This window comes from Flavobacterium alkalisoli (assembly GCF_008000935.1).
Classification (GTDB): domain Bacteria; phylum Bacteroidota; class Bacteroidia; order Flavobacteriales; family Flavobacteriaceae; genus Flavobacterium; species Flavobacterium alkalisoli.
This window is the reverse complement of sequence record NZ_CP042831.1, coordinates 238,691-252,644: the sequence shown is the minus strand read 5'-3', so window position 1 is coordinate 252,644 and position 13,954 is coordinate 238,691. Positions and strand designations below refer to the sequence as shown.

The following is a 13,954-nucleotide window of genomic DNA, read 5'->3' as shown; positions in this document are numbered from 1 at the left end:
GGCTTTTTAGTTTTTTATTTTAAATAAGTTTTTGATTTTATTCTCTGTAATATTTGAGATTTAGATACTTTAATAACCTGTTTTGAAGAATTACTGTTTCTTCCTGCAGTTTGTGAAGCGTTTAAAAAGCCCCAGTTACCGTTAAATGTCCCTTCTACAGTAGTTCCGTTGTTTAGTTCTAAGGAGTAGTTATAATTAATAAACTGTTCCTCTACTGTTTCTGCCAGAGTTATACTGTTTATAGTTAGGTTAAGGCTTGAAATCTCGTCTGTTATTTCAAGTTCATTAGTGGTGTCAAATATAATTGAAGCATCTTTTGTTCCGGGATTTTGCTCGCCAAAAGTGATAGTTTGAGGAGTTGGGAAATCTAATGTAGTTTCGTTGGTTTGTAAAGATGTAAATATGATGTCTGACTCATTTATTACTTCAGCTTCCTCGCCTTCTCCTGTGCTGGAGTAAGAAGCCAATACCCAGTAGTTAACACCAGCGTCGGTTCCGAAATAAATTAGCACATTATTTGTCGTTTGATATTCTGTACCATTAACAGTAAAGATGTTTTCTGTTTGGGGAGCATCTGTTACAGTTACGTTTATTGCTACAGTAAGTTCACCTAAAGTAGCTACTATTACATATTCGCCTGAAATTTCCGGAGTCCAGGGGCTGGTTATGGGAGTATCGTTTGCAGTTAGGGTTGCGCCTGTTACAACAGCGTTATCCTGATCGGTTACTGTAAAAGTAACAGCAGTGCCAGCTTCAACAGATTCTGCACTTGCAGTAAGGTTGATAGCTGTTACCGTATTGCCTTGTTCATTAACCGTTACGGTTAATTCATCGGTTAATTGACCATAAGTTGCCTTAATGGTGTAAGTACCTATGGCTTCAGGAGTCCATGGGCTGGTAATTGCAGTTTGGTTTGCAGTTAATGTAGCATCGGTTACTGTGTTGCCATTTTGGTCTTTTACAGTAAAAGTGAAAGAGCCTTCTCCAAGAACGATGCTTTCTGTACTGGAAGTAAGGTCAATAGCGGTTACCTCATTTCCTGAATTGTTTCCTGAATCATCATCGTTACTACACGATGTAAAAGCTGCGGTTGCAGCAAGCGCTAAAAAGCAAATAATTTTTTTCATAACAATAATTAATATTTAGTTAATATTAAATTTTGCTTTACAATTTATATGCCAAAATTTTTAGATTATTACTAATAAAAAAACCCGCCAAGAGGCGGGTTTTATATTAAATAAGAAAAATTATTTTCTTAAGTTTTGAGATTTTGCAACTGTTGTATTTTTAATGCTAATACCTCTTCCTTGGTTAGTGCCATCATACATGCCAGTTTCACCACTATATTCACCATTAATTACAGTGCCATTAGTTAGTGTGATTGTGTAAGTAGCTTCAAGATTAGAAGAACCTCCTTCAGTTTCAGCAAACTGTAAAGCTGTTATGTTTAGAGTAATATCAGAGATAGCCGCAGCTCTTTCAGTTGCGTCAGTAGGTAATAATGCTTCAGAGTTAGCAATAATCCAAGCGTCTAATATGTTATTGTCTAAAGTAAACTCGCCAGTAGTTGGGTTTGTAATTGTAAATGTAGGCTCACCAGCTTCGTTTTCTCCAGTTGGTGTAATTGGAAATTGTAAAGTAATGTATAGGTCGTTTGGAAAAGTTGCTTCTTCTCCTGTTCCTACAACTAAATAAGGATTAAAGTCCCATACAATTACATATTCCCCTTCTGTTTCAGCAGCATATATACCTCTGTATGCAAAAGCACCAACGTTAGTTTCATAGTTTGTGTCATCTATTACAAATGAATCGCTAGCAACAGGAGTTGTGTCTTCTTCTGTTACAGTAACAGTAACAGATGAAGTAAGCTCACCTAAAGTAGCAACTACAGTATATTCACCTGCAGTTTCAGCAGTCCATGGGCTAGTTATAGCATTACCATTAGCAGTTAAAGTAGCATTTGTCACAGCATCACCATCCTGATCAACTACAGTGAAAGTAACAGCAGTACCAAGATCAACAGATGTTGCACTTGCAGAAAGTGTAATAGCTGTTACTTCGTTTCCTGTTCCTGGGTTTTCACCGTTGTTTCCTGAATCGTCATCACTGCTACATGATGTAAAAGCCGCAGTTGCAGCTACAGCTAAAAAGCAAAAAAGTTTTTTCATAATGAAAATTTAAAAATTAATTAATGTTAAGGGTCGTAAAAGTAAAAATAAAACTGAGAATAGAGGGCTTTATTGCAAAAGGGTAGTGTTAAAATTTAAATTTTGTTCGAATTCCTTTAAAAAGGGAGCTAATTTTCAGGCTTTAACAATTGATTCTGTTTGTGTGATTAAAATTAATTGAGAATTTCGTAATTTTACCTCAATTACTAAGACTACTTAACTATGAATGCTACAATAGAAAGCAATCCGTTGATAGAGAGGCTGCCTAAGCACCTTAAACAGTTTATAAAGCCGCAGGATTATGAGGAATATACACCTATAAATCAGGCGGTGTGGCGCTATGTTATGCGCAAAAATGTAGATTACCTTAGTAAAGTGGCACATAGCTCTTATTTAGAAGGGCTTAAAAAAACAGGTATAGAGATAAACAACATACCAAGCATGTATGGTATGAACAGGATATTAAAGGAAATAGGATGGGCAGCCGTTGCTGTAGACGGATTTATTCCGCCTAATGCCTTTATGGAATTCCAGGCCTATAATGTACTTGTAATAGCTTCAGATATCCGTCAGTTAGAGCATATTGAATACACTCCTGCGCCAGATATTATACATGAAGGAGCCGGTCATGCGCCTATTATTGCAAACCCTGAATATGCAGAATATTTAAGAAGGTTTGGCGAAATAGGTTGTAAAGCCATATCATCAGCCAGAGATTATGAAATATATGAGGCAATACGCTTACTTTCTATATTAAAAGAAGCTGAAGGTACGCCTCAGGATGAAATTGAAGCTGCCGAGAAGAGGGTTGATGAATTGCAAAATGATATGGGTGAGCTTAGTGAAATGGCACTTATAAGAAATCTTCACTGGTGGACAGTTGAGTACGGACTTATAGGTACTGTGGAAGATCCTAAGATATATGGTGCCGGATTACTTTCTTCAATAGGGGAAAGCGCATGGTGTATGACAGATAATGTAAAGAAACTATCATATGATATTAATGCTGCATACCAAAGTTTTGATATCACTAAGCCACAACCACAACTTTTTGTAACGCCGGATTTTGCACATCTTAGCCTAGTGCTTGAAGAATTTGCAAATAAAATGGCATTACGTACAGGTGGACTTTCCGGTATTCAAAAATTAATTAATTCAAACGCATTAGGTACTATAGAGTTAAGTACAGGAGTACAAATATCAGGTGTATTCACAAATGTAATTGAAAGTGAAGGCAAACCGGTATATATTCAGGCAACGGGAGGTACAGCCCTTGCCTATAGGGAAAAAGAACTTGTAGGTCATGGTACATCTTACCATGCAGAAGGTTTTGGTAGCCCTATTGGTAAGCTTAAGGGTATTAACCTTGCTATTGAGGATATGAGTCCGCGTGACCTTAAAGCTTATGGTGTATATGAAGGGGAAAGAGTTACCCTTGAATTTGAAGGAGACATAACCGTTAGCGGAGAAATAATTACCGGTACAAGAAACATACAGGGTAAAATTATTCTGATAAGCTTTAAAGATTGTACTGTAACCAATGGGGATAAAGTGTTGTTCCAGCCGGAATGGGGTACTTATGATATGGCTGTGGGTAAAAAAGTAGTTTCTGCTTATTCAGGCCCGGCCGATGTAAACAGCTTTGACCTTATAACACACGTTCCTTCAAGCAAAACTATAAAAGCTAAAAAATCGGCCCAAAGGGAAGAACTGGAAGGACTGTATCAAAATATAAGAAATATCAGAGATGGTGTTGCTAATACTATTAGTATTGAAGATACATTTAAGAAGCTTAAGGAAAACCATTCTAACGACTGGTTATTATCGGTAGAAATTACTGAGCTCCTTAACCAAAACAAACAACAGGAGTTACTTAATGAAGTGCTGTTGCATCTTGATGAGGTTAAAAAGAAACGTCCGGAAATAGCTCATTTAATTGAGGGCGGACTTGAACTTATATTTGAAAAAGAAAAAATATCCTAACAACTAAAAGAGCGCTTTAAGCGCTCTTTTTATTTAAATATAATATGCGGGTATTTATCTTTTAAGGATTTTGCCTTTTGTTCCAGTTTTAAAAGAAAGTTTTTATGCTGTTCCGATTCAGGATTAAATGAGCGGTGATGCATTCCCTTTTGTACAGTATCTACTTCTTTCATGGTCGTAAAGGCTTCGAGTGTAATGTGGCTTTCTGCAAAACGTTCCCATATATAGTCTATGGCTACCTGGTTAGGGTGTATCATATCTTCGGCATAAAAGCGATAATCCCTAAGTTCGTCCATCATTATTTCATACGAAGGAAAGTAAGCCAGGTTTTCTTTTACCTCTGCTATAGTTTCATGTACTGAACTTATAAGGTTTGATTTACTCCATTGGTTTTCACTAAACCCATCTTTAATATGCCTTACAGGGGAAACAGTAAAAATTATATTTACAGAAGGGTTAATGTTTTTTACGCTATTGATAATACCTGATAATGCTTCTTTGATCGAAGTGGTATTTAATAGCTCTTTTGAAAATTCTTTTTGAGGAACCTTGTGGCAATTGGCCACAAGCTCATTTTTTTGATTGTAGCGATATACCCATGCCGTGCCTAAAGTTACAATAAGGTGAGAGGCTGTTTTAAGCTTGCTAAGCGTATTTTTAGTTGCGTTGCTAAGGTTTGCCAGTAATTCTTCTTTATCTGTGCTGCTAAGGTCTGAATGGGCGTCAAAGCAATGCCAGCGTTCGTTATGATAAAAGATGTCGGTCTCAGTAAATTCTTTATCAGCTAAAGAATAGTCAATAAACTTTTTAAGGGCAACAGGATGAAACAGTATGCCAAAAGGATTAATGGTGTTTTGAAATTTAAAGTAATTAAATTTCTCTCCCATATTTACTGCAAAACAAGAACCCAAAGACACTATCTCAGAATCATAACTAATTGGATTGTTACTTTTTGAAACAGGTATTTGGGTTCTGAATTGCATGTTTTATTATTTTATAAAATCTGCTGCTGCTGCCAGGGCATCATTTATACCGTTTACGTTTTTACCACCTGCAGTAGCAAAGAACGGCTGTCCGCCACCGCCGCCCTGGATATGTTTACCCAGTTCGCGTACTACCTGTCCTGCGTTAAGGCCTTTTTCTGCTACAAGCTCTTTAGATATATAGCAGGTTAACATTGGTTTGTCGTCCTGCGCTGTAGCAAGTACAATAAACAGGTTAGTACCAAGGTTGCCTAATTCATAAACAAGGTCTTTAGCACCTGCAGGATCAAGATCTACCTGTTTAGCTAAAAACTTAACCCCGTTTAGTTCCTGTATCTCGGCAGCAAGTTCACCTTTAAGATTTTTTGCTTTGTCTTTCAATAGGGCTTCAATCTGCTTTTTAAGCTTGGTGTTCTCGTCCTGTAATGAAGATACGGCTTTGAGGGTATCCTGCGGGTTTTTAAGTGCAGTCTTAATTTCGTTAAGTACATTTTCCTGAGAAGCGAAATGCTCTTTTACTGCCTCGTTAGTAATAGCCTCAATACGACGTATACCAGCAGCAACTGCGCCTTCGCTAACAATTTTAAAATACCATATATCGGCAGTATTCTTTACGTGTATACCCCCGCAAAGCTCCATACTTTCACCAAATTTAATAGCACGTACATTATCGCCGTATTTTTCGCCGAATAATGCCATTGCGCCTTCTTCTATTGCCTGTTGGAACGGTATGCTTCTTCTCTCAATTAACGGCAGGTGTTCCTGTATTCTTGCGTTTACAAAATCTTCTACTTCTTTAAGTTCTTCGTCAGTTACCTTAGAGAAGTGAGAAAAGTCAAAACGAAGATAATTAGGGCTTACCAACGATCCTTTTTGCTCAACATGTGTACCTAATACACTTCTTAATGCCTGATGAAGCAGGTGAGTGGCAGAGTGGTTACTTGCAGACTCATTTCTAAGCTTTTCATCAACAACGGCAGTATAAGTACCGTTTACATTTTCAGGAAGCTTTTTAGTGATATGAAGAATAAGGTTGTTTTCTTTTTTGGTATCTATAACCTCAATGGTCTCGTTTGCAGAAACAAGCTTTCCTTTATCGCCTACCTGTCCACCGCCTTCAGGGTAGAAAGGAGTGTCGCTTAATACAATCTGATAAATTATTCCGTCTTTTTTAGAGTCAACCTTACGGTAACGGGTAATTTTAACCTCGTTTTCCAGTTGGTCGTACCCCACAAAAGTTTCGGTATTGCCCTGAGTAAGAATAGTCCAGTCGGCAGTCGAAACTTCCGATGCCGCTCTCGATCTTGCTTTTTGTTCCTGCATAGCCGCTTCAAAACCGGCTTCGTCAAGATTGTATCCTTTTTCTCTTAAGATAAGAGCAGTTAAGTCGATAGGGAAACCAAAAGTGTCATAAAGCTCAAATGCCTTTTGTCCTGAAACCGTTTTACCCTCGGTAGAAGCAATTACGTTTTCAAGTAACTGTAGTCCCTGGTCAAGTGTTCTAAGGAAAGAGGTTTCTTCTTCACGGATTACATTTTGAACCAGTGTTTTCTGAGTTTTGATTTCAGGGAAGAATTCGCCCATCTGATTGCTTAATGTATCAACAAGCTCAAATATGAACGGCTCTTTTTTATCAAGGAAAGTAAATCCGTAACGGATTGCCCTTCTTAATATCCTTCTTATAACATATCCTGCTCCATTGTTAGATGGCAGCTGTCCGTCAGCAATGGCAAAGGCCACAGCCCTAACGTGGTCTGCAATAACACGAATGGCAATATTTAATTTGTCTTCGTCTTCGTTAGAAGCTTTTATAGTGTATTTTTTACCTGTAAGGCTTTCAATTTTTTGTATAAGCGGAGTAAACACATCTGTATCATAGTTAGACTGAACTCCCTGTAAAACCATACAAAGACGCTCAAAGCCCATACCTGTATCAACGTGCTGTGCAGGTAGTTTTTCAAGAGAGCCGTCTGCCTTACGGTTAAACTCCATGAATACGTTATTCCATATCTCTACAACCTGTGGGTGATCTGCATTAACAAGGTCACGGCCGGATTTCTCTGCTTTCTCTTCAGCAGAACGGATGTCAACGTGAATCTCGCTGCAAGGCCCGCAAGGACCCTGGTCGCCCATTTCCCAGAAGTTGTCTTTTTTACTCCCCATAAGGATTCGGTCTTCCGATATAAGTTCTTTCCATATATCATAAGCCTCCTGATCCATAGGAAGGTTATCTTCTTTGTTACCTTCAAACACGGTAACATAAAGGATGTCTTTGTCTATTTTATAAACTTCCGTTAGCAATTCCCAGGCCCAGTGTATCGCTTCTTTTTTAAAGTAATCGCCAAAGCTCCAGTTACCAAGCATTTCAAACATTGTATGGTGGTAGGTGTCTATACCTACTTCTTCAAGGTCATTGTGCTTACCCGAAACGCGAAGACATTTTTGGGTATCGGCTATCCTTTTGCTTTTAGGAGTGCCGTTACCTAAAAAGAATTCCTTAAACTGTGCCATACCCGAATTGTTGAACATTAGGGTAGGGTCGTCTTTAGTAACGATAGGTGCAGAAGGAACTATTAGGTGGCCCCTGTCTTTAAAAAAATCTAAAAATTGCTTCCTGATATCCTGAGATTTCATGCCTTTATGAAAATGTTTATGTTTTTATAATTAAAAAAAAGGATGGTTGGCTTAAAAAAACCACTGCAAAACCGTAACATTTGCTAAATTTGTTCGTTTATCACATTACCGATTTTACAACCTTTATTGTAAGGTGCAAAAATAGAATAAATTAGAACATGGCGAAGGTAAAATATTATTACGACACAGAAAATCTGGCGTATCGTAAAATTAAGCCCAAAAAAGGCAAAAGTCTGGGTGTAGTGGCACTTTTTATGGTGTCGTCTGCACTTTTTGGTTTTTTATCATTTGTGGTGCTTTTAAATACACCTTTTTTTGAAACTCCTAAAGATAAGCTTCAGGCCAGGGAGATTGAAAACCTTAAAGTTAATTATGAGATTTTAAATAAGCGTATGGAAGAAGCCAATGAGGTTCTTGCAGCGATAGAAGAGAGAGATAACAACCTGTATCGTGCTTACTTTAATACATCTCCTATTCCTGATGAGCAGCGTAAAGCGGGCTTTGGTGGAGTAAACCGTTATAAAGAACTGGAAGGGTTTAACAATACTAAACTGGTAAGAAATACTACAGAACGCCTTGATGTATTGTCTAAAGAGCTTGTTGTGCAGTCTAAATCGCTTGATGAAATTGCCAAACTGGCTAAAGATAAGCAGCAGCTGCTGGCAGCAATCCCGGCAATACAGCCTGTAAAGAATGAAGACCTGCGCCACATGGCATCCGGTTTTGGTTACAGGAGCGACCCGTTTACTAAAATCAGGAAGTTTCATGCCGGTATGGACTTTTCGGCAAAAACCGGAACTCCTATCTATGCTACCGGAGACGGTGTGGTACAACGTGCCGATAACAGGGCTACAGGTTATGGTAACCATATTGTAATTAAGCACGGCTTTGGTTATGAAACCCTTTATGCGCACTTAAGCAAATACAATGTAAAGGTGGGGCAAAAGGTAAAAAGGGGAGATGTAATAGGCTTTGTGGGTAGCACAGGCCGATCTGAAGCGCCACACCTTCACTATGAGGTGCATAAGGGCGGTGAGGTTATTAACCCTATCAACTTCTATTACGGAAACATTTCTGCACAGGAGTACATTTTAATTTCTAAATTAGCTAATCAGGAAAACCAATCGCTTGACTAATGCATCTAGACCTGCCTGAAAAAAGATATTATACTATTGGCGAACTCGCCACAGCTTTTGATGTAAATACATCCCTAATTCGTTTTTGGGATAAGGAATTTGATATCCTTAAACCAAAAAAGAATGCAAAGGGTAACAGGATGTTTACTCCGGAGGATGTTAAAAACCTTCAACTTATCTATCATTTGGTAAAAGAAAGAGGCTTTACCCTGGAGGGTGCAAAAGTGCACTTAAAGGAAGGCCAGAAAAAAACTCTGGATAAGTTTGAGATAATTCGTAAATTGGAGGCTATTAAAACAAGTTTATTAAACATTAAAAACGAACTTTAAAACAAACGCAAATGAAAAAGTGGATTATTGCTATTGTGGTACTTGCAATTCTGGGTATTTGGGTTGCTTCATCTTATAATGGATTAGTATCTGTAAGAGCTAATGCAAAAACGACGTGGGCTAATGTAGAGAGTAGCTATCAAAGAAGAAATGACCTTATTGGTAATCTTGTTAAAACAGTACAGGGTGCAGCAGATTTTGAAAGAAGCACATTGACTGAAGTAGTTGAAGCACGTGCTAAAGCTACAGCGGTTACTATAGACCCTGCTAATATTACACCGGAACAATTAGCACAGTTTCAACAGGCTCAAAACGGAGTATCGGGAGCTTTATCAAGGCTACTGGTTTCTGTTGAGCGTTATCCTGAGTTAAAAGCGAACCAAAATTTCCTTGCTTTACAGTCTCAGCTTGAAGGCACAGAAAACAGAATTAATGTAGCCAGAGACAGATACAATGAAGCGGTAAACACTTATGATGTTAAAAAACACCGTTTTCCTGCAGTAATTTTTGCCAATATGTTTGGCTTTGAGGATATGCCGAGATTTAAATCGGATGAAGGAGCGGAAAAGGCACCGGATGTTGAATTTAACTTTAAATAAGAAAATAGAAAAGATGTCTGTAACCGAAGAATTTTTAACTCCGGAAGAAGAAAAAGAAATTGTTGAAGCAATTGTTTTAGCAGAAAAGAACACTTCAGGAGAAATCAGGGTACATATCGAAAATCATTCAGAAAAACCTCCACTCGAAAGAGCTCAGGAGGTTTTTTATCAATTAGGCATGGAGGCTACTGCCGCTCGTAACGGAGTTTTATTTTACGTAGGGGTTAGCGATCATACCTTCGCCATAATAGGCGATGAGGGTATTGATAAGGTGGTTGAGGATGATTTTTGGAACAGTACTAAGGATTTAGTTATTTCTAACTTTAAAGAAAAAAAATATAAAGATGGTTTGGTAAAAGGGATATTAAAGGCAGGAGAACGCTTAAAAAGCTATTTTCCTTATGCTTCTGATGATGAAAACGAACTGTCTAATGAAATTTCAAAAAGCTAAATGAAATATTTAATTAAAAATATAATGCTCTTTAGCTTACTGCTTTTAAGCAGTATTGTTTTAGGGCAAACAGTTACAATACCTGAAAAACCCAGTTTTCAAACCAGTTATTATGAGTTTAATACCCAGCTTTTAAGTGCATCTGAAAAACAGGCTATAGAACAGAAATTAATCAACTATGCCGATACTACTTCTACACAAATAGTTGTTGTAGTTGTTAATACAACAGGAGGCGAAGCTCCATGGAAGTATGCTTTTGATATAGCTGATAAATGGGGTATTGGTCAAAAAGGTAAAGATAATGGTGTGTTGTTACTTATCGCTAAAGATGACAGAAATATGTTCATTCAAACCGGTATGGGTACTCAGCACTTGCTTACGGATGCTGTAACAAAAACTATTATAGATAATGAAATAACACCCGAGTTTAAAAAAGGTAATTTTTTTACCGGTATAGATAAGGGAACTACTGCGATAATGCAGGTAATGAAAGGGGAGTACAAAGGAGAACGTAAAAGCGGAAAGAAGGGAAGTGGTGCCGGAGTAGTTTTCTTTTTTATTATCCTTTTTATAATAATAATCTCTATCCTTTCAAGAAGAGGTGGTGGAGGCCGTGGTAACCGTATGGGCGGGCCGAGTCTTGCCGATATCATAATTCTAAGTAGCCTTGGTCGCGGCGGAGGCGGAGGCGGCTTTGGAGGCGGAAGTTCCGGAGGTGGTTTTGGCGGCGGCTTCGGAGGTGGCTTTGGCGGCGGCGGCTTTAATGGCGGCGGTGCCGGAGGAAGTTGGTAATAAAATATATAAGATAAAAAAGAGGCTGCAATTGCAGCCTCTTTTTGTAATATTTAGAATCGTATCATTCGTGTTCCGCCTTTCTTTTCCTTAGCTCCAAACTTGCTAAGCTTGTAGGTTAGAGAGAACATTAAATAACGTTTTAGAACCGTATTTTGCTGTTCGTAAATACCTGTAGCGGTAATGCTTCTTGAGTTGCCTAAGTTTTGGTTTAGTATATCATATACTTTTACCTTAAATAAAAGCTTGTCCTGATAAAAATTATATCCTAAACTGGTGTTCCACAAAAAGAAATCCTTTTTGAATCCGCTGCCTAAATTAGAGTTATAGGTGTAACCAAAGTCGTTACCAAAAACTATGTGTTTAGGCCAGTAGCTGGTAGTTTGAAGGTTTAGATTATGAACTACATTAGAAGCCTCGTTTATCGAGTAGTTCTTGTATTTGGTTTCGTTATAATTAAGCTCATAAGAAGGAGTAATGGTTAATAATTCACCATACTCATAGGTAAGACTAAACCTTGGGCTAAACCTTAAATTTTCAGCCTCATAAAGCTGTTGATTGGTAAATCCTTTATTCAAATCGAAATTTACACTAAGCCCTGCATTTACTCTAAAGGTATGCGCGTCTTTTTTATACTGTTTGTTATAATAACTTCCTAAATACATGTCATAAGTGCCCGATATATTGGTGTAGCTTGTGCTTTGTTTCGCATTTTCATCTATCTCAGTAAACGAAGCAATATTGTCTTTATAAAAAGTTAGTCCTGAATAGAAACCATATCCTGAACGTGTGCTGAAATCGTAATTCCTGAAATTTAAATAGAATTGATTTGACTGACTGGGATTAAGATCAGGGTTACCAATAGAGGTATAAAGTGCATTACTTAAATCTTCTACAGGGAGTACCTGCTGCGCACTAGGAAAGTTTGCATTGTAATAGTAATATAATGACAGGTATTTTGATTTGTCAAACTTATACCTGAAATATGCATCCATATCAGGCAAAAGGTAGGTTTTATTTAAGCTATAATCAGTCCCCAGATAACTTGAAAAATTTTTAAACTGAGTAATGGCTGTTCCTCCGCTGAATCTCATCGAATATTTTTCCTTTTCTAACTCAATACCTGCTCCGGGGGTTACAGTATTGGTTCTTGAACTAACATAGTTTGTGATTAGATCATTTGCAAGAGTATAGTCTCCTGTAGCATCATCATAATCAAAACCTTTTCTGTTTTGAACAGATAGTTCTGATTCATAACTAAAGTTGGTTGTTAATTTTAAAGAATCGGTAACAGGCTCTGTAAAATAAACTCCTGCTGAGTAGTTGTCCAGAGAGGTTTTACTGTATCGTACCTGATTTCTTATATCTGCCGGAGTGTCGGGATTACCATCGCCGTCTTCGTCTCCATAAAAGTTGGTAACAGAGTTGTTAAAGTTACTTCCGTCATCTCTGTTGTTTGTATTGCTAAAAGATACACCAAAACCGCGTCCTTTTCTTCTTAAAGACTTATAATACTCCAGTTCACTTTCAAAGCTGTTGTTGTCATTTTCAGAGTAATAATCACCACTACTTTCGTTAAGTAAAATATCATCCTGGTTTCGGGTAGACTGACTGCTGTAATTGTTTGATTTTGAATTTGCCTTAACAAACTTAGGACTAAAGTTTATTGTTGAGGTTGAATCAGGCTTAATCTCGAATTCCGATTTGATGCTGTGCGCATATTTATCACTTTTAGTGCTAGATATTGATTCGCGTATATTTCTCCTGTCTGTAGTATCATTAGGGTCGCTATTGGTAAGAAGGGTTTCTAACCGGGTTTTGTTGTCATTATCGGTACTTGCGCTGTTATAAAAATAGCTTGTGGTATTATCAAAATCTTTAGCCCATTCGTCGGAATAATTAACTCCAAACAGGTCAGATCTTGTTATACCGCTACCGCCGCCAAACATCATTCCGTTTATATATACGCCTCCGTTATCCATTGCATATACAGACACATTTCTTCCGCCTCCCATGTTATCAAATATCTCGTCCATAGAAAAGCCGCTGGAGTTGATATTATTAGAAGAGGCTAAGAGGCTTATCCTTAATTTGTCTTTAAAATAATTGCCTATTGCACTGGTTTCATAACGGTCGTTAGTGCCATATCCGGCCATGAACTTGCCAAAGAGGCCTTTATTCTTGTCTTCGTCTATTGTAAGGTTAATGCTGGCGTTATCACCACTGGCTTTTTCTCCTGATACCTCTTCTTTTTTAGTTTTGGTATCGGTAACCTGCACCTTGTTAATCATATCGGCAGGGAGGTTTTGCAGGGCTATTTGTCCGTCTTTGTCAAAAAAGGGTTTGCCGTTAACAAGAATCTGGTTTACTTCTTTACCATTTACGGTTATTTTACCATCTGAACCAACAACTACTCCCGGTAATTGTTCCAATAAGGTTTTTACATTGGAGTCTGGCCGTACTTTAAAAGAAGCGGCATTAAATTCAAGAGTGTCCGATTTGATTCTTACAGGAGGCACTTCGCCTTCAATTACAACTTCAGAAAGTTCGGTAGATTGGTCTTCCAGTACGATTTTGCCGAAATCAATATCCTGTGTGAGGGATTCGTACTGTTTTGAATAATTGGCCAGGCCAACAAATGAGATTTTAAGGTTGACAGGATTATCTACCTGCCTGATTTTCATTTCCCAGTTCCCACTTTTGTTTGTAATTGTATAGTCAACGAGAGTGGAATCTTTAACCGAGGTAAGGTATACAGTGGCCGACTCGAGGGGGTAATCGGTATTGTCTGTAACAACTCCTTTGAGGGTTATACTTTGACTGAAACAAAATGTAGAGAACATTAAAAATAAAAAGAGGAGTAAGGAACTCTTTTTCAT

At 37.9% G+C, this 13,954-nt stretch carries 11 protein-coding genes; 6 read left to right on the top strand and 5 right to left on the bottom strand.

What is annotated here, in order from left to right; translation table 11 throughout:
- Nucleotides 1-14: 14 nt before the first annotated feature.
- Entirely contained in the window at nucleotides 15-1,127 is a 1,113-nt protein-coding gene (locus tag FUA48_RS00930) for a hypothetical protein (protein WP_147581690.1), read from the bottom strand.
- A gap of 120 nt (nucleotides 1,128-1,247) precedes the next feature.
- Nucleotides 1,248-2,168, bottom strand: a complete 921-nt coding sequence (locus FUA48_RS00925) for a hypothetical protein (RefSeq protein ID WP_147581689.1) — start codon at nucleotides 2,166-2,168, stop codon at nucleotides 1,248-1,250.
- A 222-nt stretch (nucleotides 2,169-2,390) separates the two neighbouring features.
- Between FUA48_RS00925 and FUA48_RS00920 the strand changes: the two genes are divergently transcribed.
- Nucleotides 2,391-4,151: an aromatic amino acid hydroxylase gene (locus FUA48_RS00920; RefSeq protein ID WP_147581688.1), complete on the top strand. Its 1,761-nt coding sequence runs from the start codon at nucleotides 2,391-2,393 to the stop codon at nucleotides 4,149-4,151.
- 29 nt (nucleotides 4,152-4,180) lie between these two features.
- On the opposite strand, the gene FUA48_RS00915 is transcribed toward FUA48_RS00920, so the two are convergent.
- Both FUA48_RS00915 and alaS read right to left on the bottom strand, forming a co-directional pair.
- Complete coding sequence (locus FUA48_RS00915) at nucleotides 4,181-5,134, bottom strand: GSCFA domain-containing protein (RefSeq protein ID WP_147581687.1); 954 nt, start codon at nucleotides 5,132-5,134, stop codon at nucleotides 4,181-4,183.
- A 6-nt stretch (nucleotides 5,135-5,140) separates the two neighbouring features.
- Complete coding sequence (alaS, locus tag FUA48_RS00910; protein ID WP_147581686.1) at nucleotides 5,141-7,768, bottom strand: alanine--tRNA ligase; 2,628 nt, start codon at nucleotides 7,766-7,768, stop codon at nucleotides 5,141-5,143.
- A 158-nt stretch (nucleotides 7,769-7,926) separates the two neighbouring features.
- Between alaS and FUA48_RS00905 the strand changes: the two genes are divergently transcribed.
- The 5 genes from FUA48_RS00905 to FUA48_RS00885 are packed head-to-tail and all read left to right on the top strand — an operon-like array spanning nucleotide 7,927 to nucleotide 11,075.
- Complete coding sequence (locus tag FUA48_RS00905) at nucleotides 7,927-8,904, top strand: peptidoglycan DD-metalloendopeptidase family protein (protein WP_147581685.1); 978 nt, start codon at nucleotides 7,927-7,929, stop codon at nucleotides 8,902-8,904.
- A complete protein-coding gene (locus FUA48_RS00900) occupies nucleotides 8,904-9,233 on the top strand; it encodes a MerR family transcriptional regulator (protein WP_129751535.1) in 330 nt (109 codons plus the stop codon). Before FUA48_RS00905 ends, FUA48_RS00900 begins: the two co-directional genes overlap by 1 nt.
- An 11-nt stretch (nucleotides 9,234-9,244) precedes the next feature.
- Nucleotides 9,245-9,832, top strand: a complete 588-nt coding sequence (locus FUA48_RS00895; protein ID WP_147581684.1) for a LemA family protein — start codon at nucleotides 9,245-9,247, stop codon at nucleotides 9,830-9,832.
- Between the two features lie 13 nt (nucleotides 9,833-9,845).
- Nucleotides 9,846-10,283 (top strand): TPM domain-containing protein, encoded by a 438-nt coding sequence (locus tag FUA48_RS00890; RefSeq protein WP_147581683.1) that lies wholly within the window; start codon nucleotides 9,846-9,848, stop codon nucleotides 10,281-10,283.
- Nucleotides 10,284-11,075 carry a TPM domain-containing protein gene (locus FUA48_RS00885; protein WP_240732519.1) on the top strand — a complete coding sequence of 264 codons (792 nt, stop codon included), beginning with the start codon at nucleotides 10,284-10,286 and terminating at the stop codon, nucleotides 11,073-11,075.
- Between the two features lie 53 nt (nucleotides 11,076-11,128).
- Here FUA48_RS00885 and FUA48_RS00880 read toward each other — a convergent pair whose 3' ends face one another.
- Nucleotides 11,129-13,954, bottom strand: a complete 2,826-nt coding sequence (locus tag FUA48_RS00880) for an outer membrane beta-barrel protein (protein ID WP_147581682.1) — start codon at nucleotides 13,952-13,954, stop codon at nucleotides 11,129-11,131.